Source organism: Planctomycetaceae bacterium (genome assembly GCA_039680605.1).
Classification (GTDB): Bacteria; Planctomycetota; Phycisphaerae; order SM23-33; family SM23-33; genus JAJFUU01.
Genome location: JBDKTA010000021.1, coordinates 99,967 through 124,817 on the forward strand (window position 1 = coordinate 99,967; position 24,851 = coordinate 124,817).

General features: G+C 64.5%; 21 protein-coding genes. 7 read left to right on the forward strand and 14 right to left on the reverse strand.

The window, feature by feature from the left end:
• Positions 1 to 29: 29 nt before the first annotated feature.
• The 4 genes from ABFD92_06025 to ABFD92_06040 form a co-directional block, all read right to left on the reverse strand.
• Positions 30 to 704, reverse strand: coding sequence for a dual specificity protein phosphatase family protein (locus ABFD92_06025; protein MEN6504077.1), 675 nt, complete (start codon positions 702 to 704; stop codon positions 30 to 32).
• Positions 705 to 868: 164 nt separating this feature from the next.
• Positions 869 to 1,948, reverse strand: a complete 1,080-nt coding sequence (locus ABFD92_06030; GenBank protein ID MEN6504078.1) for a HAMP domain-containing sensor histidine kinase — start codon at positions 1,946 to 1,948, stop codon at positions 869 to 871.
• Complete coding sequence (locus ABFD92_06035) at positions 1,945 to 2,613, reverse strand: response regulator transcription factor (protein MEN6504079.1); 669 nt, start codon at positions 2,611 to 2,613, stop codon at positions 1,945 to 1,947. Before ABFD92_06035 ends, ABFD92_06030 begins: the two co-directional genes overlap by 4 nt.
• Positions 2,614 to 2,694: 81 nt before the next feature.
• Positions 2,695 to 3,243, reverse strand: a complete 549-nt coding sequence (locus tag ABFD92_06040; GenBank protein ID MEN6504080.1) for a tyrosine-protein phosphatase — start codon at positions 3,241 to 3,243, stop codon at positions 2,695 to 2,697.
• A 223-nt stretch (positions 3,244 to 3,466) separates the two neighbouring features.
• Here ABFD92_06040 and ABFD92_06045 point away from each other — a divergent pair, with 223 nt between their 5' ends.
• A complete protein-coding gene (locus ABFD92_06045) occupies positions 3,467 to 4,975 on the forward strand; it encodes a metallophosphoesterase (GenBank protein MEN6504081.1) in 1,509 nt (502 codons plus the stop codon).
• Here ABFD92_06045 and mqnC read toward each other — a convergent pair.
• Genes mqnC through ABFD92_06070 form a run of 5 tightly spaced genes read right to left on the reverse strand, consistent with a single transcriptional unit; the run spans position 4,969 to position 10,714 of the window.
• Complete coding sequence (gene mqnC / locus ABFD92_06050; GenBank protein ID MEN6504082.1) at positions 4,969 to 7,128, reverse strand: cyclic dehypoxanthinyl futalosine synthase; 2,160 nt, start codon at positions 7,126 to 7,128, stop codon at positions 4,969 to 4,971. The genes ABFD92_06045 and mqnC overlap by 7 nt on opposite strands.
• Entirely contained in the window at positions 7,125 to 7,880 is a 756-nt protein-coding gene (locus ABFD92_06055) for a menaquinone biosynthesis protein (GenBank protein MEN6504083.1), read from the reverse strand. The genes mqnC and ABFD92_06055 overlap by 4 nt, the downstream gene beginning before the upstream one ends.
• 52 nt (positions 7,881 to 7,932) lie before the next feature.
• Complete coding sequence (locus ABFD92_06060) at positions 7,933 to 8,655, reverse strand: ubiquinone/menaquinone biosynthesis methyltransferase (protein ID MEN6504084.1); 723 nt, start codon at positions 8,653 to 8,655, stop codon at positions 7,933 to 7,935.
• Positions 8,652 to 9,260 (reverse strand): UbiX family flavin prenyltransferase, encoded by a 609-nt coding sequence (locus ABFD92_06065; protein ID MEN6504085.1) that lies wholly within the window; start codon positions 9,258 to 9,260, stop codon positions 8,652 to 8,654. The genes ABFD92_06060 and ABFD92_06065 overlap by 4 nt, the downstream gene beginning before the upstream one ends.
• Positions 9,257 to 10,714 (reverse strand): UbiA-like polyprenyltransferase, encoded by a 1,458-nt coding sequence (locus ABFD92_06070; GenBank protein MEN6504086.1) that lies wholly within the window; start codon positions 10,712 to 10,714, stop codon positions 9,257 to 9,259. The genes ABFD92_06065 and ABFD92_06070 overlap by 4 nt, the downstream gene beginning before the upstream one ends.
• A 152-nt stretch (positions 10,715 to 10,866) precedes the next feature.
• Between ABFD92_06070 and ABFD92_06075 the strand changes: the two genes are divergently transcribed.
• Genes ABFD92_06075 through ABFD92_06085 form a run of 3 tightly spaced genes read left to right on the forward strand, consistent with a single transcriptional unit; the run spans position 10,867 to position 15,742 of the window.
• Positions 10,867 to 12,180 carry a radical SAM protein gene (locus ABFD92_06075; protein MEN6504087.1) on the forward strand — a complete coding sequence of 438 codons (1,314 nt, stop codon included), beginning with the start codon at positions 10,867 to 10,869 and terminating at the stop codon, positions 12,178 to 12,180.
• A complete protein-coding gene (gene cobA, locus ABFD92_06080; protein ID MEN6504088.1) occupies positions 12,177 to 13,706 on the forward strand; it encodes a uroporphyrinogen-III C-methyltransferase in 1,530 nt (509 codons plus the stop codon). Before ABFD92_06075 ends, cobA begins: the two co-directional genes overlap by 4 nt.
• Positions 13,706 to 15,742 (forward strand): radical SAM protein, encoded by a 2,037-nt coding sequence (locus tag ABFD92_06085; protein ID MEN6504089.1) that lies wholly within the window; start codon positions 13,706 to 13,708, stop codon positions 15,740 to 15,742. The genes cobA and ABFD92_06085 overlap by 1 nt, the downstream gene beginning before the upstream one ends.
• 231 nt (positions 15,743 to 15,973) lie before the next feature.
• Here the strand turns inward: ABFD92_06085 and ABFD92_06090 are convergent, their stop codons facing one another.
• The gene (locus ABFD92_06090; GenBank protein ID MEN6504090.1) at positions 15,974 to 17,146 is read right to left on the reverse strand and encodes an acetylornithine/succinylornithine family transaminase; all 1,173 of its coding nucleotides are present in this window, start codon (positions 17,144 to 17,146) and stop codon (positions 15,974 to 15,976) included.
• A 504-nt stretch (positions 17,147 to 17,650) separates the two neighbouring features.
• Here ABFD92_06090 and ABFD92_06095 point away from each other — a divergent pair.
• Positions 17,651 to 18,370, forward strand: a complete 720-nt coding sequence (locus ABFD92_06095; GenBank protein MEN6504091.1) for a hypothetical protein — start codon at positions 17,651 to 17,653, stop codon at positions 18,368 to 18,370.
• Positions 18,371 to 19,088: 718 nt separating this feature from the next.
• On the opposite strand, the gene ABFD92_06100 is transcribed toward ABFD92_06095, so the two are convergent.
• From ABFD92_06100 to ABFD92_06115, 4 genes are all read right to left on the reverse strand, one after another.
• Positions 19,089 to 19,673, reverse strand: a complete 585-nt coding sequence (locus tag ABFD92_06100) for a hypothetical protein (GenBank protein MEN6504092.1) — start codon at positions 19,671 to 19,673, stop codon at positions 19,089 to 19,091.
• Between the two features lie 332 nt (positions 19,674 to 20,005).
• The gene (locus ABFD92_06105; protein MEN6504093.1) at positions 20,006 to 20,581 is read right to left on the reverse strand and encodes a hypothetical protein; all 576 of its coding nucleotides are present in this window, start codon (positions 20,579 to 20,581) and stop codon (positions 20,006 to 20,008) included.
• 391 nt (positions 20,582 to 20,972) lie between these two features.
• A complete protein-coding gene (locus ABFD92_06110; protein ID MEN6504094.1) occupies positions 20,973 to 21,464 on the reverse strand; it encodes a hypothetical protein in 492 nt (163 codons plus the stop codon).
• 259 nt (positions 21,465 to 21,723) lie between these two features.
• Positions 21,724 to 22,155: a hypothetical protein gene (locus ABFD92_06115; protein ID MEN6504095.1), complete on the reverse strand. Its 432-nt coding sequence runs from the start codon at positions 22,153 to 22,155 to the stop codon at positions 21,724 to 21,726.
• A 1,654-nt stretch (positions 22,156 to 23,809) separates the two neighbouring features.
• On the opposite strand from ABFD92_06115, the gene ABFD92_06120 reads away from it, so the two are divergent.
• Both ABFD92_06120 and ABFD92_06125 read left to right on the forward strand, forming a co-directional pair.
• Positions 23,810 to 24,382 carry a hypothetical protein gene (locus ABFD92_06120; GenBank protein ID MEN6504096.1) on the forward strand — a complete coding sequence of 191 codons (573 nt, stop codon included), beginning with the start codon at positions 23,810 to 23,812 and terminating at the stop codon, positions 24,380 to 24,382.
• Positions 24,383 to 24,430: 48 nt separating this feature from the next.
• Complete coding sequence (locus ABFD92_06125) at positions 24,431 to 24,631, forward strand: hypothetical protein (protein ID MEN6504097.1); 201 nt, start codon at positions 24,431 to 24,433, stop codon at positions 24,629 to 24,631.
• The last annotated feature ends 220 nt before the right edge of the window (positions 24,632 to 24,851 follow it).

A 24,851-nucleotide genomic window follows, 5' to 3' on the forward strand; every position in this document is an offset into this window, starting at 1 on the left:
ATGAGGCAGCCGCGATACAGAGCCATCCTCTAACTCGGGCCAAGCACCGGCAGCGGCTTGGGAACCTCCGGGATCACACCCAATTCGACCAACTTTGCGGCAATGGCGCCCATGGCCGGATTGAGGAACTTCAGCAGGTCTCCGTGCTTAGCGGGGTTCCAGCCGTAATCGCACAACTCGGCATACGCATAGCTGGCTGGCATGCGCTGGACCAACATGCGATAGGTGGCCACTATTCCGCCCGTGCGGTGCGTGCCGGCACCGCACTGCACAAGCACCGGTTTGCCTTCGCGCCGGGCCTGGGCGATGGCGGCCACCGCGTCGGCGTACTTGGCAATACCCTGACTTTGATCGGCTTCGCCGGGCGTGCCATCGCCTTGCATGGGGAACCGTTTCAGGTCGATCGCAAGTTCCTTCACGGCCCGCTCCAAGGCGATCTGCTCTGGGTCCTGCGGGTCCTGAGCGACCAGCGTGATCAAGACCTTGATCTTGTTCTCAGCGAGTGCGTCGCGAATCAGACCGCTGGGCATTTCCCCACTGCGATAGATCCAACCTTCTTCCACCACGCCCCAATTGCGGGGCAGATAGTGATGTTCGATTGGCTGCCATATGCCGTAATAGCCCCCCGCAACCAAGGCCCCCAGTGCAACGGGCAACCACAGCCAGACGGGCACAGCCTTTGCGAACGCACGGAAAGTCAGCATTCTGTCCATCATCCTTTCTTGCCCCACGCGTTTCTGAGACTCTCTTGTTAACCCCCAGCCGGGCATCGAGGTTCACTGACACTTGGAACTTACATCGTGCCGCGCCCGCTTGCCCCGCGCGCACGGGGTTTGGTTCGACGTACGGAACGGCCACCAGCAGGTGCTCATGAGCGGCGAACTGCCGGCAGGCGCACCGACACAACGGTTCCCTCCGACGGCGACGAGGTCATTTGAATGTCGCCGCCATGGCGTTTGGCGATCTCGTTGGCGATGGACAGTCCCAGCCCACAGCCGCCGGTGGCGCTGGAACGCGACGCGTCGGGGCGGTAGAAGCGGTCGAACAGCTTGCCGATTTGATCGGCAGGAATCTGTCCGCCCTCGTCTTTGACCGCAACCAGAATGGCCCCGGGCTCGGCACCGGCGGTGATTGTGACCCGTCCGCTCCGGGGACCGTGCTTGAGCGCGTTATCGATAAGGTTTCCGAACAGACTTTCCAGTTCCGCCGCATGGGCCTTGATCGGCGGCAAAGGGCTCTGGATGTGCAGAACGATCCGGTCCGCGGCCTGATCTTGTCGGGCACGGATCTGGGGCAGACCCTGAAGGAGCGGCTCGATCTCGACGTCCTGCAGAGGCGGCGGCGTGTTTTCGTCCATCCGGGCCAGGTCCAGGAGTTGTCCCACCAGGCGATTGAGGCGGTCGACGTCCGTCAGCAATTCATCCAGCGCAGCGTCATATTCCTCGGCCGTGCGGCGCTTCATGCGCACGGTCTGGATCGTGCTCTTGGCCAGCGCCAGCGGCGTGCGCAGCTCGTGCGAGGCGTCGGCGATGAACCGCTTTTGCGCCTTGACCCCGTCGTTGATTCTCGCCAGCATCCCCTGGACCGCGCTGACGAAAGGCACCAGTTCGGCCGGGACGGCCAGATGGTCCAGATGCTCGCCCCCGAGGTTGCGGTGGGTGACGCCGTGCAGGCGGTCCGCCGTCATGCGGATGGGACGCATGGTCCACCAGACGGAGGCGGCCGTCAGGACGGCGGCCGCCAGCAGCAGGCTGGAGCCCAGGATCCACAGCAGTCGCAGGAACTCATCCATTTCATGCAGGGCATGTTTGAGCAGGAGGGGGCTGGAGATCCGGATCAGCGACTCGCGAAGCTCGCGATACGCCACGATCGACAGGACGGCGATGACGATGATCAGAATGCTGATCGTCAGCAGCGTCAGGCGCGTTCGCAGGGACAGCGGCTTCATGGCGTCGGATCCTCCAGCACGTACCCCTGCCCGCGCAAGGTCTTGATGATCGTGCTGCCGAACCGCTTGCGCAGCGAACAGATGTAGACCTCGATGACGTTGGAAAACCGCTCGGCGTCAAAATCATAAAGATGATCGAGGATCTCTTCTTTCGAGACGATCTGGCCCGACCGCATTGCCAGAAGTTCCAGCAGGCGGTACTCCATGGCCGGCAGCAGGTGGGCCGCATCCTGCTGTTTCACGGCGTGGCTGCGGGAGTCGATCTCGAGGCCGCCGGCGCGGAGCACGGGGTCCGGGCGGTCATAGGAGCGGCGGATCAGCGCCCGGCAGCGAGCGAGCAACTCGGCCATTTCGAACGGTTTGGTCAGGTAGTCGTCGCTGCCGACATCCAGACCCTGCACGACGTTCTCGGCGCCGCTCCTGGCCGTCAGGATCAGCACGGGAACTCGCAGACCCTCGCGGCGAATATGTCGCAGCAGCGCCAGGCCGTCGAGCTTGGGGAGCATCAGGTCCAGGATAATCAGGTCGTACGGATTCCCGCGGGCCTGGTGCAGGCCGTCCTGCCCGTCGTAGGAGATGTCCACGGCAAAGCCGGCCTTCTCGCGAAGGACCGAGGCGATATTCCTCGCCAGCCGGGCCTCGTCTTCAACAATCAGCAGTCGCACGTCGCACCTCTGGCATCGGGCTCCAGTATATCGTCCCGCGCCGGCGGCGCGGCGGGGGTTTTGCGCCGGCGTCGCCCGGTGCTACCGCTGGCAGCTCTTGGAGAGACTCCACAAGTAGGCGATATACGCCGGATCCATGTTCGGTTTATATCGCCGGGATTCCCGGACCGCTTCATCGGCCGACCAATGCTGCGCGGCGATGCGGTACGCCGCCACGACCACGCCCGTGCGAGCCTTACCCAGTTCGCAGTGAACCAGCACCGGACGGCACTTGGGATCGGCAATGATCTGCAGAAGGGCTTGTAGCTGATCGCCATCCACGTGCTCGGGGCCGATCGACATGTTCACGTAGCGGATACCGTTTGCGGCGCAAAAATCCCGTTCAAGTTTGCACCAGTCCTGGTCGGGCTCTTCCTCCCGCAGATTGATGACGGTGTGAATTTTATAGCCGTCCCACAACCGCCGCCAACCTTCCTCGGTAGGTTGCCCGCTGCGATACAGCACACCCTTTTCGACGACGCCAAACTGCCTGACGGGATAGTCCTCGATCCAGACTTCCCAGCAGATCACCGCGGCCACCACGGCCGCGACAGGGACAGCCCAGAACCAGAAATGTCGGTCGAGCTTCATTTTTCACTCCTGATCCCAATAATCCACCGCGCAGGCCACGAAGCCGTCGTCCTCCCACCCGGGGAGAATCCTTCTACAGACGCCGCAGCTACGTCGATTATGCTTCACGAAGGATGAAGCCAAGCTGAATTGACCGACCCGCGTAATCCCTCCGTCAGCGGGAGACAAACGCCTGCTGTTTCTGCTACAATGCCGCAACTGCTGGCTTCAGGAAGGAGTTCCCATGCGCATGCCCGCCGTCGCGCTTGCGACAATGTTGATGATCTCATGGTCCGCCCCGGCGGCAGAACCGGCGTCGGCCCCGGCTGTCGTGGGGGGGAAGGTCTTTCAGGACGCCAACGGCAACGGCAAGGCTGATGCAGGCGAACCAGGCATCGCCGGCGTGCGCGTCACCGACGGCGTGCAGTTCGTCACCACCGGGGGCGACGGATCGTACTCGATCCGCATCGCCGACGATCCGACCTTCCGCCACAAGCCCGCCCAGACGGTCGGCGTGTGCTGGCCCAGCGGCACGTGGCCGACCAACCCGTGGTGGGTCCGCCTGAGCGACATCAAAGACGCCTCGGCCGTCAACTTCGCCCTGCGCCAGGTGGAGCAGAAAGTTCCGTTCGTCTTCCTGCACATGACCGACCCGCACGAGTTCTTCAACCAGGGCAACCCGGACTTCCTGGAGTGGATGAACGCCATGGCGCCGGACGTGAAGTTCATGATCGACACCGGCGACAGCTATCGCCCCAAGGACATCGAGAAGCCCTACCGGCTCACGTTCATCACGACCGTGGGCAACCACGACACGTGGGAGTCGGCCACGCCCAACCCCAACCCGGACGAGGACGGCTATGGACCGTTCACCAAGCGCCTTGGTCCGGTGCGTTGGAGCTTCGACTGCGCGGGCGTCCACTTCGTCGGCGTCGACGTGATCGAGGATCACAAGCCCGCGGCGATGATCGACTGGCTGACCAAGGACCTTGCCGCTATCAAGAAGGGTACGCGAGTTGTACTGTCGTATCATTACCCCGACCCCGGCGGGGACGCTCGGTTCGTCAAGCTCCTGCGCGACTACAAGGTCGAGCTCATCCTCGGCGGGCACAGCCACACCTATGCCTTCTCCACCCAAGGCCCCGCGCCGCTGCTGGCGGCGTATCACTGGCAGCCGCCGGGCACCTGCAATGTACTGGCCGTCTCCGAAAAGAGCATCGACCACGCCGTCTACTGCCTGGGCTGCCGGTGGAAGGCCAAGCAGATAGGCGTCCACTCGCGCCGCTGCCCGATCGTCGACCGCACGGCCCTGTCCGCCGTCAAGGCACAATTGGGGACAGAGCACGCCGTCGCGTCCGGGCCGCTCGATGCCGTCAAGACAATCCCGCTGACCCATCCGCACGTCTACGTGCAGGCCAAGATCGCCCTAAGCAGCGCCAAGCGAATCACCCTGCGCCTGGGCGCCGCGGACAAGCCGGTCGAGATCGTCTACACGGGCGACCGCCTGATCGTCGACGGGGCGGATTACCCCTTCTCCCCGCGGCCGCCGCAGAAGACGCTGGATGTGATCTTCGTCACGCAGGACAACATGCTGACGCTCTGGGCCAACAACTTCTTCTTCATTCCCAAGCGCACCGAGATGACGCAGGCGACTGCCCTGACGCTCCAGGCCGACGGCGGCGCCGCCAGTATCGAGTCGATGAGCGTGCAGGAGATCAAGCCCGCCGGCGCCGCTGCGGGCGCCGGTCAGTAGACCCGGACGGTTTCATATTGCGTCGTGCGCTGGACGGGCGTCATGCCCGTCTCGCCGATCAAGGCCGCAATGTCTTCCACCGAGACATGGTAACCGGCTCCCGTGGCGGCAATGACTCGCTCCTCCATCAGCACGCCGCCGAAATCGTCTGCCCCGTACGACAGCGCCAACTGGGCCACCTCCGGCCCCTCGGTCAGCGTTCCGGCCTGGAGGTGCGGGATGTTGTCCAGCACCAGCCGCGCCAGGGCGACGATCCTGAGGTAATCTACCGCCGTCGGCGCCGGAAGGGGCAGGCGTGTGGCGTGGGGCTGAAAGCTCCAGGGGATGAACGCCGTGAAACCGCCGGTGCGGTCCTGCAGGTCGCGTAGGGCGATAAGGTGCTCGACGCGCTGGGCGGTGGTCTCGCCCAGTCCGTAGACCATCGTGGCAGTGGTCTTCATGCCCAGTTCGTGTGCGGCGGACATCACGGCGAGCCAGTCGGCCGCGGAGATCTTGCCCGGACTGACGCGTTGGCGCACGGCCTGGGAGAGGATCTCGGCGCCGCCGCCGGGCAGGGAGTCCAGCCCGGCGGCCCGCAGGCGCTGCAGCGCCTCGCGCAGGCTGACGCCCGCGCGCCCGGCGGCGTAGTGGACCTCGGCGGGGGAGAGGCAGTGCAGCCAGACGTCGTGGCGGGCCTTGATCGCCGCCAGCATCCGCTCGTAGAACGCCAGGTCGAGATCGGGATTGAGGCCGCCCTGGAGCAGAATCTGCGTGGCGCCGCGCGCGCGGGCCTGGGCGACTTTCTCGACGATCTGCTCGATCGTCAACGTGAAGCTCCCGGGCGAGCCCGGCGCGACGTGGAAGGCGCAGAACCGGCAGGCGGCCTGGCAGACGTTGCTGAAGGAGATGTTGCGGTCGAGCACGAACGTGACGGCGTTGCCGGGGACCCTCTGCCTGCGTCTGCGGTCGGCCAGCAGCCCCAGTTGCTGCACGGGCGCGTGGTCGTGCAATAGAACGGCATCGGCGGCCGAGAGGCGCTGGCCGGCGCGGGCGCGGTCCAGGGCCTGGTGCACGAGGGTTGGCACTGGGCGGTGAACCGGCGCGATGGGTCCGCGCGGCGCTGTTTCGCCGACGGTCGTGTAGGCGCTGTTGGTCAGGACCATCTCGAGGCCCAACTCCGCCAGGGCGCCGGCCATTTCAGCCGGCGTGGTACACCGGCGGTCCGTGGGCGCGCCGGCGGCGCGGACGATGCGTTCGTCCAGGCTCGTGCCGCCGACGTCGTCGACGCCCCCGGCCTGTGCCAGGACCGCCAGCAGGCGGCGGTCCATGTAGTTGGCCAGCACGCGCAGGTGAGGGATGTTGTCCAGAAAGAGCCTCGCCACGGCCACCACCCGGGCGACAGCATGCCCTCCGGGCCCGCGCGACACGTCCAGGTGAGTCCGTGCCGGATGAAACGGCAGAGCGATAAACGCCTTGAATCCGCCGGTGCGGTCCTGCAGGTCCCGCACGCGCTGAAGGTGATCGATAATGTCGGCGGGGCTTTCCAGGTGCCCCAGGAGCATCGTGACGTTGGTGGGCATGGACAGGCGATGGGCGGCCTCGTGGACGGCTAACCATTCGTCGGCCGAAATCTTCTGCGAGCAGATCTTCCGGCGGACATGGGGGGCGAAGATTTCGGCCCCGCCGCCGGGCAGCGCCGCCAGCCCCGCCTGCCGCAGGGTCTCGAGCACCTCCGTCACGCAAAGGCGTTCGAGGCGGGCGAGATACTGCACTTCCACAGCCGTCAGGCCCTGCACGATCGCCCGTGGCAGCACGCGCCGCGACAGGGCGATCAGCGAGCGGTAGTATTCCAGGTTCAACTCCGCCCTGACGCCGCCGACGATGTGTACCTCGGTCAGGCCCAGCCCGGCGGCGGCGCGGAGAATCTGCCCGGCCTGGTCCAGGCTCAACAGGTAGGCGTCGGGGGCGTCCTTCTCTCGCCAGAAGGCGCAGAGCTCGCAATGGTTTTCACAGACGTTGGTGGGGTTGAGGTTGAGGCTGTGGACGAAAAACGTCCTGCGCCCGTGAAGGTGGCGCCGGACGGCATCGGCACGGGCCATCAGGTCGGCGGTCCGGCCGTTCTCGAGCAGGTTCAGGGCTTCGGCGCGATCCAGGCGCTGGCCGGCGGGGCTCATGAGAGGACTTTCTGCCGCCCGGCGAGCAGTTGCCGGAACTGCTCCATGCCCTGCGCCTCGCGCGGACCCAGGTCGTAGCGGATGACGGAGGTGAGATACTGGCGGCAGCGCTGCAGCGGCAGGCGAAGCGCCCGCGCCCGAAGGGCGGCGACGTGCTCGATGTTGCGGCGGCCGATGGTCAGGGCGGCGGTCGCGATCTCTGTCAGGGCGGCTGCGTCTTCATGATCGGCGCGATACGCCCAGACGGCGAAGACGAACGGCAGAGCGGTCATGGCGTGCCAGCATTCGCCCAGGTCCAGGTCGCCGCGGGGGGCGGGCGGTTCGCACAAGGCGCGGTCGCCGATGACGACGGCCGCGTCCGTCTCGGCGCCGGCGATCATCTCGACGCGCCGGCCGAAATGCTCTTCCAGAAGCAGCCAGGCCAGGGCGTTGGAGGTGGTCGACGCCGGGTCCGGGGCTACGGTGCGGATTTCTTCCAGTGAGCGATTGCACTTGAGCAGGACGCTCCAGACCGCCCCCTCGGCGCAGATGCCCATGCCGTCGATCATGCGCACGTGCGGCGTGGCGAAATACGCCGCCACGGGAAGCATCGCCACGTCGACCTCGCCGGCGACGAGGCGCGCCGCCAGCGTCGACGGATGACCGTACACCACGCGCACCCCCTCACGCACCTGGGGCAGAAAATGCGACAGCGGCGCGGCGTTGGCGTACGGCACCGACGCAAACACAATCTGACCGGCATGATCTGGCATGGGTTCTCGCGCGGCCGCATCTGGGCCGCATGCGGTATTCTATTCTCCAGCGTTACCGCGCCTGTCCCCAGAGCACGACGACTGCGCCGAGGCTCAGTGTCGCGACGCGCACGGCGGCGAAGCCGCCGGCGGTCATCTGGGCCTGCAGATCGCCCGGCGGGGGAAACTGCAGGATCGAATCGACCAGGTAGCGGTACGCCCCGCCGCTTCGGGCGATCAGCGCCCCGGCCAGCGGGATCGCCCAGCGGCTGTAGAGATAATGACCAGCCGCGGCGAATCGGCGTCGCGGGACGGACAGTTCCAGGATGACGGCCGTCGCGCCGCGCTTGAGCACCCGCCGCATCTGGCCAAACGCCCTGGCCCGGTCGGTCATGTTGCGGATGCAGAAAGCGCAGACCAGTCCGTCAAAGGCGCCGTCGGGAAAGGGCATGTTCAATCCGTCGCCCCTGTGGAAGCTGATGCACCCGCCCAGGCCCGCGCGGTGGATCTTGGCAGCGGCCTCCGCCAGCATGTCGGCGGAGGGGTCGATCCCGACGATGCAGGCCCCCGGCGCCTGCCGGGCGATCTCGATGGCCATCTCGCCGGTTCCGCAGCCGACGTCGAGATAGCGTCCCTCGGCGCGCGGGGCGAGAGTCTGCACGCCCCTGCGCCGCCAGCGGCGGTCCTGGCCCAGCGACAGCAAGGCGTTCATGCGATCGTAGCGCCGGGCGATGCGGTCGAACATCCGGCGGTTCTCCCGGGCGTCCAGCAGCGAATCTCGCGGGGCCTGGCTCACGCGGGACGTCCTTTCTGGAAGTCGCTTTCGCGGCGGTGAGGCTCTTGCGCGCGGGTCTGCCAGTTCGTCCGGGCGGGCCGGCCCAGAACCGACAGGATGCGGTCGGCGAAGATTTCCAGCAGATCGGCCATGGTGACCTCCGACGCGGGGCGGTCGTCCACCATGTAGTAAGGCGGCGAGAGGGGCATGATACAGGCCCCGGCGGCAGCGACGCGCCGGGCGTTCTCCAGGTCGATCAGCGACCAGGGCGTCTCGCGGATGCACAGCACGAGCTTGCGCTGTTCCTTGAGGTGGCAGTGGGCCGCCCGGCAGATCAGCGTGTCGGCGATGCCCGAGGCGATCTTGCCCAGCGTGTTGGCGGTGCAGGGCAGAATCACCATCCCCGCCGTCGGCACCGAGCCCGAAGAGATCGCCGCCGACAGGTCATCGTCGTCCAGCACTTGAGCGGCCCCGGCGGTGAGGCTCGTGATCCGCCCGTTCTCCCGCGCGCAGACGTCTTTGCCCCACTCGCTGACGACGAGAGTGACCGGCCAGGGGGACTTGTCGATGAGGATCGCCGCCGCCGCGGCGCCGGTGGCGCCGGTGATGCCCAGCACGAGATTCATGCGCCGCCTCCGAGTATGGGGATCATCGCTCCGCCCAGTCCACTGATGACCGAGACGGGAAAGAATCGCGTCCGAAGGTCGAGGCGCGGCCAGTACGCAAGCGCCAGCCCCGCGACGGTTACGCCCAGGGCGGCTGCGCCGGCGAGGGTTCGCCCGCCCAGCAGCCACATCCCCCCCGCCGCCGCCGCGGCCAGCAGATGCACCGCGCCGGCGACAACCTGCGCCCCCGCGGACCCCATGCGGGCGGGGAGGCTGCAGACGCCCGTGGTCCGATCAGACTGCATATCTTGCAGGGCGTAGATGATGTCGAACCCGCTGATCCACAGCAGCGCGAACGCCGCCAGCAGCCACGCCGCGGCAGTGAGCTCGACCGAGCCCGAGGCCGCGACGAACGCCCCCAGCGGTCCGACGGCCATGCAGGCCCCGATCCCGAAGTGGCAGAGGTTCGTGAACCGCTTGCCCAGCGGGTACAGCACCATCAGCAGCGCCGGGATGGGCGAGAGTTTCAGGCACCACGGGCCCAGAGCCGCCGCCGCGGCCAGATACACCGCCAGGGCCGCCGCCGCCACGGCCAGGGCGGCCCAGGGCGACATCCGCCCGCTGGGCAGTTCGCGAGCGGCAGTGCGGGCGTTGAGGGCATCGAGCTTGCGGTCCAGAATCCGGTTGGCCGCCATGCCCAGGATCCTCGCGCCGGTTCCGGCTGCGATAATCAACATCAGCGTGCCCGCGCGCGGCCAGGCGCCGGCGGCGCCGAGGTACGCCCCGGCCAGCAGCAGCGGCAGGCTGAAGAGTCCGTGCTCGACCTTGGCGAAGCGCGCCAGGGCGGCCAAGGAAGTCCGCCGGCGGGGCAGCCGAGCCAGGCCGGCGACGACGGTCCGGGCAAGTTGGCGCGACACGTGAGCGATGTTGTCCTGGATATCACGGCGTCCGGCGGCGTCGGCCTGATCGGTGACGCCCTTGACCAGATGCACCGTCACGCCGCGGCGCAGGCAGGCGCGGGCGATGGCGGCGCCTTCCATGTCGACGATGTCCGCGCGGGCAGCGAAGGCGCCGCGGCGTGCGTCGCCGAACAGCGCCTTGGCGACGCTCACCAGTCGAGCCGGCGGCAGGGCCTGCCACGGCCCGGCCGGGCAGAGCAGCGGTTCGCCCGTAGCGGCGTCGCCGTCGAGGGCGGCGCAGACCGCCACCGCGTCGCCGCGCCGAAGACCCGCCGACAACGCCCCACAGACCCCGACATTGACCACCGCCGCCGGCGACCAGCGCCGCAGCAGGTGTTCGGTCGCCGCCGCGGCGGCCGCAGGACCCATCCCGCTGACCAGGAGCACGCCCGCGCGCCGGCCCGGGGCCGCGTCAAAGCGGTACGTGTCGTACGGTTCGCCGGCAGTCTTGCGGGCGTGCAACTGCTCCAGAAGCGGGGCCGCTTCGGTCGTCGTGGCGACCAGCAGGGCGATCATCGGGGGCGTCCTTTCAAATGTTTATCGTTTAAGCTTATGCCTGCGCGGCGTGCCTGACTAAGAATACCAGCAGGCAGGGCGGAGCAGTTCCCCGCGCGAACCGATGTTCTTGCGGGCGGCGGGCGGGCTTGTTACGGTTACAGAGGTGACGGATGCTGGACGTAAGCGTATTGTACGGCGGATTGCAGACGGCGAGCACGCCGCATCGGTACGGCCGGGCGGTCGCGCAGATCGATCCGCCGGCCCACCAGCGGATGGCGCTGGCCCGCAGCGCCAGCCAGCGCCGTCCCATTGTCGTCTGGAACATCACCCGAAGCTGCAACCTCAAGTGCGTTCATTGCTACACCGACTCCCAGTCGCAACGCTATGAAGGCGAACTCAGCACCGCCCAGTGCAAGGGCGTCCTGGACGACCTGGCGGCCTATCAGGTCCCGGCGGTTCTGTTTTCCGGCGGCGAGCCACTGGTGCGGCCGGACCTGCTGGAGTTGGCCGCCCACGCACGGCAGCGGGGCCTGCACGTGGTGCTCTCGACCAACGGGACGATGATCGACCGCCAGGCAGCGCGGGCGTTCAAGGACCTCGAGTTGTCCTACGTGGGCATCAGCCTGGACAGCGCCCGGCCCGAGGTGCATGACCGCTTCCGCGGGATGAGCGGCGCTTTCGAGCGGACGCTGGCGGGGCTGCGGCACTGCGTCGAAGCCGGACAGAAAGTCGGTCTGCGCCTGACGCTGACGCCCCAGACCTGCGGCGACCTTCCGGCGGTGTTCGCCCTGATCGAGCGCGAGCGGATCAACCGCGTGTGCTTCTATCACCTGGTTCCCGCGGGGCGCGGGCAGGGGCTTGCGGCGCTGTCGGCGGAGCAGTCGCGATCGGCGGTCGACACCATCTTCGATTTCGCCGGCGACCTGGCGGCCCGGGGCTGCGGCGTGGAGATCCTGACGGTGGACAATCATTGCGACGGGGCGTACCTGTATCTGCGGATGCTGCGCGAGGGGCACCCGCGGGCGCGGCAGGTGCTGGAGATGCTCACCTGGAACGGCGGGGCGCGGTTCTCCAGCGGCGTGGGCATCGGAAATATCGACTTCCACGGCAACGTCCACGCCGACCAGTTCTCGACGTTCCACAGCTTCGGCAACGTGCTCGATCGCCCGTTCTCGCAGATCTGGCAGGACACATCCGACCCGATCATGCGAGGGCTCAAGGACCGCCTGGACCTGCTCAAGGACCCGTGCGGGCACTGCCGCTTCAAGATCATCTGCGGCGGGTCCTCCCGCGCGCGGGCCCAGGCCCTCACCGGCGACCCCTGGGCGGCCGACCCGGGATGCTATCTGACGGCCGCGGAAATCTCCGGTGGCACGGCCTTTCCAGGCCGTGAATCATCCGGTGGCACGGCCTTTCCAGGCCGTGAATCACAGGCTGGAAAGCCTGTGCCACCGGATATGCCTGAAGCGGAGGGTGGTTCGTGAAGAAGGGATGCATCTATCTTGTCGGCGCCGGTCCGGGCGACCCGGGTCTCATGACCGTTCGCGGGCTGGAGCTGCTGGGCGGGGCGGACGTGGTGGTGTACGACTACCTGGCCTCGCCGCGTCTGCTGCGGCACGCGCGGGCGGATGCCGAACTGGTTTACGTGGGCAAGCAGGCCGGTCGTCACGCGATGGCGCAGGAGCAGATCAACGAGTTGCTCGTCGCGCGGGCCCGCGCCGGGGCGGCGGTGGTGCGCCTCAAAGGCGGCGACCCCTACGTGTTCGGGCGCGGGGGCGAAGAGGCCCTGGCGGCGGTCGAGGCGGGCGTGCCTTTCGAGGAGGTCCCCGGCGTTACAGCCGGGATCGCCGCGCCGGCGTATGCGGGCATTCCCGTGACGCACCGCATAACGGCCGCCGGCGTCGCCTTTGTGACCGGGCACGAGACGCCGGACAAGGAAGGCTCGGACCTGGACTACGAGGTCCTGGCGCACTGGAAGGGCACGCTCGTGTTCTACATGGGCGTGGCGAATGTCGAGAGCATCTGCGGGCAACTGGTGGCCCACGGGCTCGACGCCGCCACGCCGGCGGCGATCGTCCGATGGGGCACAACCCCACAGCAGCAGGTGGTCGCCGCCACCGTCGCGACGCTGGCGGCTGCGGCGCGCCAGGCGAATCTGTCGCCGCCGGCGATGATCGTCGTGGGGCAGGTGGTGCGCCTGCGAGAGCGGCTTGACTGGTTCGAGCGCCGCCCTCTGCACGGGCGCCGGATCGTCGTGACGCGAAGCCGCGAGCAGGCATCGAGCCTGACCGACGCACTGACCGAACTGGGCGCCGACGTGATCGAGATGCCCGCCATCCGGATCGCCCCGCCCCAGGACGACGCGCCGCTGCGCGAGGCGGCGGCCCGGCCGGCGGACTTTGACTGGATCGTCTTCACCAGCGCCAATGCCGTCGAGGGATTCTTCAACGCCCTTGGCGCCGCCGGACTGGACAGCCGCGCCCTGGCGCCGTGCCGCCTGGCCGTGATAGGCCCGGTCACCGCCCGGCGGTTGGCCGCCTGTGGTCTGCGGGCCGACGTCCAACCGTCCTCCTTCGACGGCGCACACGTGACCGGCGCCCTGGCCGCGGCTGACGACCTGCGCGGCAAAAAGATCCTCTGCCCGCGCAGCGACATCGCCCCGCGCGATCTGATCGACGCCCTGACTGCCGCCGGGGCCGACGTGCGCGACGTCGTCGCCTACCGCACCGAGCCGGACTGCCGCGGCGCCCAGCAGGTGCGCGAGCTTCTGCAGGAGCGACAGGTACACTGGATCACCTTCACCAGCTCTTCGACGGTCAGGAACTTTTTCGATGCCGTCGAGCCCGAGGCGGTGCGGTCGGCCGCGGCGCGCCTGGCCAGCATCGGCCCGATGACCACGCGCACGCTGGAGCAATCGGGCGTCGCGCCGGCCGTCGAGGCGAAGGTCCACACGATCGAGGGCCTCGTCGAGTGCATCCTCGAGCACGAGCGTGCGGGAGGGGGTCGCTGATGCCTCACGCCGGCCATGGCGGCGGCAGCGGGACCCAGCGGCACCTGCCGCGGCTGATCGCCTGGGAGGTCACGCGCAGTTGCCTTCTGGCGTGCAAGCACTGCCGCGCCGCCGCCCAGCGCGGGCCCTACGAAGGCGAACTGTCGACGCAGGAGTGCAGGCAACTGCTGGACAACATCGCCTCCTTCGCCAAGCCGATCATCATCCTCACCGGCGGCGAGCCGATGCTGCGCGAAGACATCTACGACATCGCCGCGTACGCCTGCAGCCTGGGCCTGCGAACGGTGATGGCCCCGTGCGGGGCGCTGCTGGACGACGCGTCGGCGCGGCGCATCCTCGACTGCGGCGTGCGGCACATCTCGATCTCCCTCGACGGCGCCACCGCGCAAAGCCACGACGCATTCCGCGGAATCCCCGGCGCCTTCGACAGCGCCCTGCGCGGAGCCGCAGCCGCCAGGCGACAGGGCTTGGCCTTCCAGATCAACACCACCATCACCCAGCACAACCTGCGCGAGTTGCCACAGATCCTCGACCTGGCCGTCAGCCTGGGCGCCGAGGTCTTCAACCCGTTCCTGCTGGTGCCCACCGGCCGGGGCAAGGCACTGGCGGCGATGGAGATCACGCCCGAGGACTACGAGCGGACGCTGCACTGGCTGGCCCGGCGGCAGCGCAGCGACATCGCGATCCGCGTCACCTGCGCGCCGCACTACCAGCGGATCGTCCGCCAGTTGGGGCTGCACCAGGGCGGGGCCCACGCGGCCAAGGGGTGCATGGGCGGCCAGCAGTTCGCGTTCATCTCGCATCGCGGCAAGGTGCAGATCTGCGGATTCCTCGACGTGGAATGCGGCGACGTCCGCGCCGAGGGGTTCGACTTCCGCAGGATCTGGCAGACCTCGCCGGTCTTCCTGCAGATGCGCGACCCGCACGCGTATCACGGGCGGTGCGGCGCGTGCGAGTTCGCCAATGTCTGCGGCGGCTGTCGCGCCAGAGCCCACGCCATCTCCGGCGACTACCTCGGCGAGGAGCCCTTCTGCACGCACCAGCCCCAAGCCCGCCCGCCAGCCGCGCGCGACGCGATCGATGACGCGCTGCTGGACCTGATCCAGACCGACTTGCCCATCGCGCCTCGACCGTACGACGTGCTGGGCGACAGCCTTGGGCTTGACGGCCGCGAGGTGCTGCGCCGCGTGGAGGCTTTACAGACTTCCGGCGCGATCCGGCGCCTCGGGGCGGTCTTCGACTCGCGAAGCCTGGGATACGTCTCGACGCTCGTGGCCGCCCGCGTGCCGCCGCCGCGCCTGGACGACGTCGCCGCCGAGGTGAACCTGCTGCCCGGCGTGACGCACAACTATCAGCGGCAACATGACTACAACCTGTGGTTCACGCTGACGAGCCCCTCGCCGGCCGACCAGGAGAAGACGCTGCGGGACCTGGCCGATCGCACCGGCGTCGAGGCCTTCTATCCCCTGCCGGCGCTGACGCTGTACAAGATCCGCGTGGACTTCCGCATGGTCGAGGCCGCTTCAGAGCACCCGCCCGCGCCCGCCCCGCCGGCCGCGGCGCCGGCGGCATTGGACGAACCCCGCAGGCGCCTGGTGCGGCTACTCCAGGAGTCGCTGCCGATGACGGCAGAGCCTTTCGCGCACCTCGCCGAGGCGATGGGTTGGCCGGTGCAGCAGGTGCTCGAGCAGATCGCCGCCTGGCGACGCCAGGGCGTCATCCGCCGCTTCGGCGCGGTGGTCGATCATCGCCGCCTGGGCTTCAACGCCAACGCGATGGCCGTCCTGCGCGTCCCGCCGGAGCAGATCGACTCGCTCGCCTGCCGCATCGCCCGGCGGCAGGAGGTCTCGCACTGCTACCGCCGCCCGCCGCTGCCGGGGTTCGACTACTCGCTCTACGCGATGGTTCACGGCCGATGCGAGGATGACGTGCGCCGAGTGGTGGGCGAGATTCTCAAAGATGTCGGCGATTGGCCGCACGAGGTTCTGTTCTCCGCCCGACAGTTCAAGAAGGTCTCGATGCGGTACTTCCTGTAGCCGAGGCTGCACTTACTTGCACTTTGTTGTACTTTTCACAGCGGTATTCGGGAAGTACAACGAATTAATATTGCCCTAGTGCTAAATCGTCGGGGCTTATCAGTAGGGATATGGGCCACGTCTGCCGCTCAGGTCGCGCCGCTGGTGAGCCCATCCATTCCATGGCTCCGCCATTCCATCCCCTCCCCCCTCTGCGTTCTCTGCGATCTCCGCGGTGAGCGTTTTACGCGGCTACGCCTTGAGCACCTTGATGAGGATGCCCAACGCCTTGTCCAGCAGCTTGTCGGGCACGGTGATCGGCGGGGCCAGGCGCACGATGTTGGCCTGGGCGTAACCGATCAGCAGACCTGCCTCCTTGGCGGCAAGGAAAATGTCCTTGGCGGGCTTGTCCACCTCGATGCCGATCATGAAGCCCTTGCCCCGAACGTCTTTGACGCAGCTCGCCCCGGCCGAGCGGAGCGTCTTCATGATGTATTCGCCCTTGTCAGCCGCACGCCTGACGAGGTCCTGGTCCTCGATGAGCTTCATCGCCGCCGCGCCGGCCGCGGCGCAGAGCGGGTTGCCGCCCATCGTGCAGCCGTGCTTGCCCGGGCCCAGCACGTCGGCCCACTTGGGCGCCGCCACGCACGCCGCTACCGGCGCCCCGCCGCCGATGGCCTTGGCCAGCGTCATCACGTCCGGCGTAATCCCATAATGCTGATGGGCGAACCACCGCCCCGTCCGCGCGGGGGCCGTCCACACTTCGTCAACCACCAGCAGCAACTTGTGCTTGGTGCAGATCTTCCGCACGCCCTGCATGTACGCCTTGGTCGGCACGTTCATCCCGCCCTCGCCCTGGATCGGCTCGATGAACACGCCAGCCGTCTGCTCGTCGATGGCGGCCTCGAGCGCCGCCAGGTCGCCGAAGTTCACCTTCACGTTGCCCGCCAGCATCGGCTCGAAGCCCTTCTGCTTGTCTGCCGGCGTCAGCGACAGCGCGCCCATCGTTCTGCCGTGGAAGCAGTTGTTGAAGCTGATGATCTTGTACCGCCCCTCGCCTGCCGCCAGCCGCACGAGCTTGAGGGCCGCCTCGTTGGCCTCGGCCCCGCTGTGGCAGAAGAAGACCTTGCCGCCGAATCCGTGCTCGACGATCCGCCGGGCCAGGTCGACCTGCGGCTCGTTGCTGAAGAAGTTGCCGTGGCTCATGAGCGTGGCCGCCTGCTTGACGACGGCCTTGACGATCGCCGGATGGCAATGCCCCGCCACCCCGCCAGCCCCGAAGCCCGGGAAGCAGTCGATATACTCATTCCCATCTGCGTCCCAAAGGCGCGCCCCCTGCCCCTTCACCACGCCCAGCATCGCCGGGCCGTAATTGCCCATCAGATACTTCGCAGTCGCCGCCAATAAGTCCGCTTGTTTGCCCACGAATGTTCTCCGCCAAAAAGTCCGGAAAAGTCAAAGCGCACACCGTAAGACTTCCCTGCCCGCAGGTCAAGGGTCTGTCACGGGGGCCGCAGGACATGAACCGCAGAGAACGCAGAGAACGCAAAGGGGCAATAAAGGCTTTGCCACCCCCCAGAAAAACCGAGGACGGCGACGAGGACGAGGACGAGCACGAAGAAGAGCCCGCGGAGCGGGCGACTGATAGTAGCCCCAGGTGGAGCCGAAGGCGCAGCCCGGGGTAGACAGCCACCCACACATCCGAGAGCCCCCGAAGGGGGCGAATGAAAAACGGGACAGGCCACAAAGAACCCGGCGCGGCCTTTGGCCGCAACCAAAGGGGTTCTTCGCCGCCCAAAGCCTCCATCCGTTTCTCCGGCCGCCGTCGCCGTAAGCGATAACCTCACGCCGCGCTTGAGATAAACATCGCGGTAACCAATACTCACGGCTGCCGAGCCGATAGACCCCGATCACGTCGGCAAGTTCGTCGTGCTCGCCGAACCGATCCCGGCCGGTGCTCTGGGGCGGGCATGCGCCTCGGGCGTGTGCGTCGCCAAGGTCAACGTGTCGGACACGGATCACCAGTACGCCGATATCGCCGACGACGACACGGCCGCCCTTGACAGCGGCGACACCGGGGCGGCACAGATACTCTATGCCGACGGGACGACTGGCTCGACCTGGGCGATTGTCCGGCTTGGGCCGCCGCCAGCCGAGCCAGAGGAAGAAGACCCGACCGACGCCAGCGGCGTGACGGTTTCGTCGCGGCTGGACCTCACGGCCTCCGGCAGCGGCACCAAGCTCATCGACACCCGCGACTGGCGAATGCAGGACAACCTTGTGCATATGTGGGTCTTTGCGTATATCGACGGTTACAACCCGACAACGCCGGAGGCCGCGTTCGTCGTCGGCGATCCGATGGGGCCGCTGGGCACCAGCGGCTACGGCTGGCCGTCGAGTTCCAGCGTTCCGTTTTACGACCTGGCTTGCCCGTTCTTTTGCGGCAACAGTGTCGGCGGGGACGAATGGAGATCGGTCTTCGAGTACAACGGCGGCGGGGAGTTTTTGGACTCGATGTTCCGCTTCCAGATAAACAAGAACGACGGCAGCCTTCGCTGGAGTTGGGATTTCGTCCGCGGAGTCGAGGGCGACGTTCACCTGGCCCTCACAGCCTGGGGCGGGGCGGGGATAGGGGCGGGCGAAGGTTGACCGAGATTATCGGCCGCCGACCCTCAGTATATCTTCGTGCAGATAAAGACAAGAACATGGTTGGCTGGACATAGAAGCGTGGTACCCGCCCACCCGTAGGTTTTGCCATGAAGATTCGTACTATCCTCCCATTCCTCGCAGTGGACTTCATGAGACTTGATCATTCGCGAGCATTTGGTACACCGCACCTCACAGGCCTTGGGGCTCTTCCACAACTCTCCGATTATCCCACGAAGACTATCGGAGTGTTCTTGTGGGACATCAGTAGAGGACGCGACTGCACCGGCCCCCTCTAATCTCGATACCCAATCTAAAAGACTTTTGCAGTGAGGCATCCCATATTTACTGAACTGATCCCGTAGGTACTTGAGACACTCCTCAACGTCAAGGAAGAACTCGCCGACTTCCTCTCCAAGATCAGCGTATTCTGTTGGTATTGGTCTAAACCGCATCTTCATGATTCACCGACCATCATTCCGTGTCATGGAATTGGGAGGCCAGCCCCACAATTCAACCGCCCGACGCGACGCGAGGCGTTAGAGGTCCCATGCCGATATTCTACCCCTCCAGCCATGGCCCCGCAACGGGGCCGCCGCGAGTCTACAGCCCTCACCCTCACGGTCTGAGGCGGGGCGGGGGTAGGGGCGGCACTGGGTTGACCTCACCGCCGAGCGAAGGCGGCAACGTCGTAATTAAGGGATCTGGCCGCCGATCTCCATTACTTCTTCAGAAGGAGGCTAACCTTCAAATTAGCAGTCCCTGACATCACCCGATGCAGTATCACCAGGCGATGTTGCTCGCCTAAAGTCTCATTCTCATGTGGTGGCTGCCAGCAGTAGAAGTCGCCAACAGTCAGAGCCAAAGTGGATGGCCCTATTACTTCCGCCTGCGCCACAATAGTATGATCCGCTTCCATATAAATAACTTTATTCTCCGACAAAATCTCTACAGAATAGCCCTCCGCGCTTTCCCACCGTGTGCCATTAACTGTTCCGCCTGGCGTTTCCTCAAACTGATACGGGATCTTCATAAGTGACAGGGCCGATTCTATGCGATGATAGATCTCCCTTGTTTTGCTCTCCGGTAGCATCTCTTCCTCGTAAGGCGGCTCCCATGTCGGAGCGTCTTCAGGATAAATGATCATGTAACCTTCGCCCTCTGCCGTTCTGCCAAAGTCATGCGTAAGAACGAACAAATGCCCATCTTCTTCCTCGTACTCCAGCCGGTGTGGCGAGCCATATCGAACGCGCACTTCAAATCCATCTGTGCTTGCTACTACGTTTGTACGGACAACACGCAACACGTCTTGCTCCTTTCGGAGTTGGGGGAACAGATCCCATAATTATCTCTTCCGGCCTTTCTTCTTCGGTTTGGGGCCGGGCTTCTGGCGGTGCATAGAGCGGCCTAGCATCGCCCCGAGGCGGTCGAGTAATCGGCACTAGTCCCATGCCGGTATTCTACCCCTCCAGCCATGCCCCCGCAACGGGGCCGCCGGGAGTCTCACGGTCTGGGGCGGGGCGGGGATAGGGGCGGACTCAGGTTGACCTGGATTATTCGCCGCCGGGCGAAGGCGGCAACACGGTAATTAGGGGATCTGGCCGCCTATCTCCCGTGGGCAAGTCGTACAGAGCACACTCAGGCTGTCTCGACGACACTGCAAATAGTTCGTTGAAACCTCTCGTCAATATTGCGAACATCCCGAAACAGCACGTCGCCTGCCCCCAAAGGGATATCGCCGCATATCTCCGCCCGCGCATCAAAGACACCGCTGCCGACAGAACGGCCAAGAAACAGAACAATGCGCGACTTAATAGTCTCGCAAAGAATGATCATGCCCTCCGCGACCTCCATTTCCGCCGCGAGATGACGAGCGGGCAGTGTAGCTGGCTCTTGGCCCCTATGGTTCGTAACCCGTTTCCTTCCCATTGCCAGAAGCTCATCAAGCCCGGCTCCTTTCCGCAATTCATCGAGCTCACTAAGATAAATGAGGACGTCCGGTGATTCCACTGGATGCAGAATCGCCATCTTGACCTTTAGTTGCTGTGATAGGTGTTGACGGCCCGGCTCATCATCAATCCAGAAATGACTCTGCCCGCCCACTTCTGGTTCAACATTGAGCAGCCTAACCCCCATAAGTGCTTTTAGCAGTTGTTCGCGGTTTGGATCGTGCGCAGGATGATTCACATGCACATGCTCTGGCAGGGAAGGCACGAAGTGCCCCCGATACCGAACTGGCTGCGTCGTATTCCCAGAGACTACCCATCCGCTGTGATACTCGCATAGCGACCGCGAAGGATCTTGGTTACAGATGACGCTTGCCTCATATAAGCCTCGCCCGCTAGTTCTATGTACATATATTGCGTTCATGTTCCGGCCTTTCTTCTTGGGTTTGGGGCCGGGTTTCTGGCGGTGCAGGGAGGGGCCTAGCATCCCATTGGTCCCATGCCGGTATTCTACCCCTCCAGCCATGGCCTCGCAACGGGGCCGCCGCGAGTCTCGCAGGGCCGCGATCTCACCCTCACGGTCTGGGGCGGGCGGGGACGGGTTGACCACCGCCGAGCGAAGGGGGCAACAGCATATTCAAGGGATCTGGCCGCCGATCTCAGAGACGTTTAGTGTTCAACGACACACGCGAGGCTGCATCAAAAACAAGGTGCCCTTCCTCCCTGAAACAATGCCCTTCCGTGAAGAGCCATCGCCATATCTTCTCATCTGCTCCGGCCATAGCTATGTAAGAACCATCATCGACGAATTCAGCTAATGCCGCAAAGAGTGTGTCTTCGTTTCCCATCTTCTGGCCCAGGAATTCCAAGGCAATAACGTCTCCTTCCGGCTCATCGTGGGGCAGTTCCTGGGGATTTTCATCTTCAATAGCAAGCCAGTTCCACGCCCTCATCGCTTCGAACAAGTTCTCAGCCGCCACTACTTGTTCACCACTGACCCAGGCGAAATTCAGAATGCATGGTTTCTTTGGAAGCCCCAGAAGACCTGAGCTAACGCCCATGTGCAGATTCTTGATTTTGGCAAGAGCCGCGGACTGGCATTCCTTTCTTATCCGAAAATGGGTTTCTAACTGATACATGACGTATCCCATGGTCACCTTTCGATTGTTGTACGAATTGACGACGTATTATACCTCCACACAAAGCTTGTGCCCTCTAGGTAAGAATCAGAACGGCCGGAAACTAGTGGAGTAATCGCCATCGGTCCCATGCCGGTATTCTACCCCTCCAGCCATGGCCCCGCAACGGGGCCGCAGGCTTCCCCTCACCCTCACGGTCTGGGGCGGGGCGGGGATAGGGGCGGCGAGGGGTTGACCACGCCGCCGGCCGACGGTCAATATTGCGGCTATATCAACGAAGAAACGTCAGGAGGAACACTTCATCAAGCGTTCGGCAGCCATCCAGTGCTTCTGAAAGATCTTTCATCTCCCCATATTCTGCCCAGAAGTCAGCATTTACATCAAGGTTGTGCTTTAGTCTTTTCTTAACTTCAAGAAGCGAGATCGTTCCTTGGGGCACGAAATCAACTTCCACATCCACAAACGGGTTTGCGATCCTATAGAGTGTGAGACGTAATCGGCCGACTGGCTGTCTAAGCCGCATATTCTTGACCAAGAATGCATTGCTATGCGAATCAATCAGACTGATCCCGCTTCTATTCACCGCGGCGATACTCTGAAATGTTGTCCGAAGAAGGCAGGAAGCGTCTTCTAACCTGACGGCGGACGAACCTTCGCCACCAATATCGATACAAGGCCAATGTGCTTGTTCAGATTGGGTCATGTTTACGATCTTCCTAATCAGGCTTTCCCATGCCAGTATTCTACCCCTCCAGCCATGGCCCCGCAACGGGGCCGCCGCGAGTCTCGCGGCCCCCGCAGACCTCTCCAGCCCTCACCCTCACGGTCTGGGGCGGGGCGGGGGGCGGCGACGGAATGGGGCGGGGGCGGCAACATCATAATCACTCCAATGCGCTGAGCCACTACACTGTTGGTATCTTTGCAGACGGCTCCGGCCACGACAGCTATCCTAAAAGAACACGCCATCCTTGATATAAAAGGTAGGATAAAGGAAAGCAGCAATAGATAAGACGATAAAGCCACGGGAGTGGAACACCCAGATCAAGACAAAAGAACAAAATGCACCCAACTTCCAGGACGCACGCTTGTGGTGCGAATTGCAAATAGGGCACCGGTCCACCTGAGTGCGGATAGAGAAGAGGAATAAGGAACCATTCCGCCCACGTAGCAAGAGACCACAATATGCTGAACACGCCGACTACATGCCAAAATATGCTCTTCCTGTTCTTAGACATTATTAGTCGGTAACTTTCCTAGGAATTGAGAGCAGAGTATTGGCATCTCTTGCGATTGGTGGGAAAGAAGTGACTTTCTTGGGGCCGGGCTTCGGCGGTGCAGGGAGCGGCCTAGCATCGCCCCGAGGAGGTCGAAAATCGTCATACCCTCACCCTCACGGTCTGGGGCGGGGCGGGGATAGGGGCGGCGACGGGATTGATCTGGATTATTTACGTCGAGCGAAGGCAGCAAGATCGTAATTAGTAGGATACGGCTCGAATGGCTATTGTGGTTGCATCATCAAGATGTTGGCGTGGTCAAGGGAGGTACGACGATGACGCCATTGTCGTGTTCCGCAATGCTTCTGTCTGATCGCAACCAATCAACGCTGCCGTCCGAATTCAGTATCGCATTGCTGGCTGTCGAGTTGAACAATTCAACAAAATGCGCTTTAAGCGACCATTGGTCCCAGCAGGCGACGTGGAGGCTCCGACCCTCGAAATTCGACATGGGTTCCCACTTGGGCAGATCAAGGGAGGGCAACGTCAGCACAGGTTCGCCAGCCGGTATCGGATCGTTGCAGAGGCAGCACTGGTGGGCTTGCCCTTGCCTGAAGATGTGGCATCCGCGGTAGGCGTGGCGGTCATTCACGATCTCTATTGTGACAGACGCGGTGGGGCAAGTCAACGGGATCCCCGTGAACGGTATATCCCCACGTTTCTGCCCTTCCCGTCGTTGCTGACGAGCCAGGCGGCCAGCCCCACAATTCAACCGCCTTCGCGACGCGATCCGTCCGAGGTCCCATGCCGGTATTCTACCTCTCCAGCCATGGCCCCGCAATGGGGCCGCCGTGAGGGGCCATACGGCTTGACCTGAACCCGGTGCGGGCGAGCCGTCAACACTGCCGCCGCTGCAATCATGACTGCCGCCAACGGCATGAATGCCCTGCCGGCCGGTCACGCCGATAAGGGTAAGGGCAGAGCTCCGGCCCGTAAGCTAAAGCGCGTGAAGTCAGAGACAGCATTGGCTACAACGTAATTAGTAAGGACGGCTTCCGAAAACGCCCAACTTCGTTAAGATGACGGGAGAAAGCCGGGTCGGGCACGAATCAAGAACTGACAGTCAACCGCGAGCGAACAAACATGTGGCCATTCAGAAAGAAGCCCAAGCCCACGTACGACCTGACGTCCCTTGAGAAGGGCAAGTGTCCCGTATGCGGCGGAGACGTATCTGGCCGTGAAGCTGGATTATCGTATGTTCTGAGCTGTCAGTCGTGCAACTGGAGCATTGCATCCACCAACCGCCACCATCCTGCATGGGACAAGAACCTCTACGACATCTGGGTTGAGGCGCATGGCACTGATGAGGCGCAGGCACTTGCCGACATAGCCCACCTATGGCACGTTGACGCGAATGAGGCAAGGTCGATCCTTCAAGGGCAGTTGCCAGCGGAACGCGGCGCAGCGGTGGAAAGGGTGTACAAGGTTTACGAACGGGCCGCCGTCTGCGGGCTGAAGGTGAGGATCAAGCCGGACTTCGAATGGAATCTTGAGGAAAATCCTTTCGATCCGCGGCACGGACCGCCTTGCCCTTACTGCGGGCGAAATCTTGCATCGGCAAAGGCGAAACAGTGCTTTGTGTGCGGCACGAACTGGCGCGACCCGTCCAACGTGACCCGCCGAGGTAAGAATGTGGCGGAGCGGCCCCCAAGGTGAAGGCCGCCTGGGAGTGCGATTGCAGGCATGGCCGCTAGGGGCGAGCGCGTGAGCGACAAACCTGAATCCAACATTGCGGGGCGGATTTCGGCGTCGGCCGAAATGCTGGAAGCGGCCGTTGCGGAACTGCTGCGCCTGATTCCTGAATCATGGCAACGTACCTGCGCCGCCGGCATGGTGAGCCCAGCCGATCTTATAGCGCCCTCTATAGCGCTGCCTGTTTTTAGCGTACATCGTGAGACAGCATGAGACACCGTGAGAATGACGCAACCGCTTTGGAATAAACGACTTCGTGCGTAAGTCCAGTAACGGCCGCTAACTGTCCAGTTTGACCTTTTATTTATGGCATGCAGAAGGTCAAGGGTTCGAGTCCCTTCAGCTCCAGTCTTCGTTCGCCGCCGGCGGCGAACGAAGACTGCCACGGCGCAGCGGAGCTTTTCCCGCGAAGCCGGGCCCCCCATCTATCGTG

Bases quoted from the DNA above. Each gene is read 5' to 3' on its own strand.
- ABFD92_06025 (MEN6504077.1), bottom strand. From the start codon at position 704: ATGCTGACTTTCCGTGCGTTCGCAAAGGCTGTGCCCGTCTGGCTGTGG.
- ABFD92_06030 (MEN6504078.1), bottom strand. From the start codon at position 1,948: ATGAAGCCGCTGTCCCTGCGAACGCGCCTGACGCTGCTGACGATCAGC.
- ABFD92_06040 (MEN6504080.1), bottom strand. From the start codon at position 3,243: ATGAAGCTCGACCGACATTTCTGGTTCTGGGCTGTCCCTGTCGCGGCC.
- ABFD92_06045 (MEN6504081.1), top strand. From the start codon at position 3,467: ATGCGCATGCCCGCCGTCGCGCTTGCGACAATGTTGATGATCTCATGG.
- mqnC (MEN6504082.1), bottom strand. From the start codon at position 7,128: ATGAGCCCCGCCGGCCAGCGCCTGGATCGCGCCGAAGCCCTGAACCTG.
- ABFD92_06055 (MEN6504083.1), bottom strand. From the start codon at position 7,880: ATGCCAGATCATGCCGGTCAGATTGTGTTTGCGTCGGTGCCGTACGCC.
- ABFD92_06065 (MEN6504085.1), bottom strand. From the start codon at position 9,260: ATGAATCTCGTGCTGGGCATCACCGGCGCCACCGGCGCCGCGGCGGCG.
- ABFD92_06070 (MEN6504086.1), bottom strand. From the start codon at position 10,714: ATGATCGCCCTGCTGGTCGCCACGACGACCGAAGCGGCCCCGCTTCTG.
- ABFD92_06075 (MEN6504087.1), top strand. From the start codon at position 10,867: ATGCTGGACGTAAGCGTATTGTACGGCGGATTGCAGACGGCGAGCACG.
- ABFD92_06085 (MEN6504089.1), top strand. From the start codon at position 13,706: ATGCCTCACGCCGGCCATGGCGGCGGCAGCGGGACCCAGCGGCACCTG.
- ABFD92_06110 (MEN6504094.1), bottom strand. From the start codon at position 21,464: ATGGGATACGTCATGTATCAGTTAGAAACCCATTTTCGGATAAGAAAG.
- ABFD92_06115 (MEN6504095.1), bottom strand. From the start codon at position 22,155: ATGACCCAATCTGAACAAGCACATTGGCCTTGTATCGATATTGGTGGC.
- ABFD92_06120 (MEN6504096.1), top strand. From the start codon at position 23,810: ATGTGGCCATTCAGAAAGAAGCCCAAGCCCACGTACGACCTGACGTCC.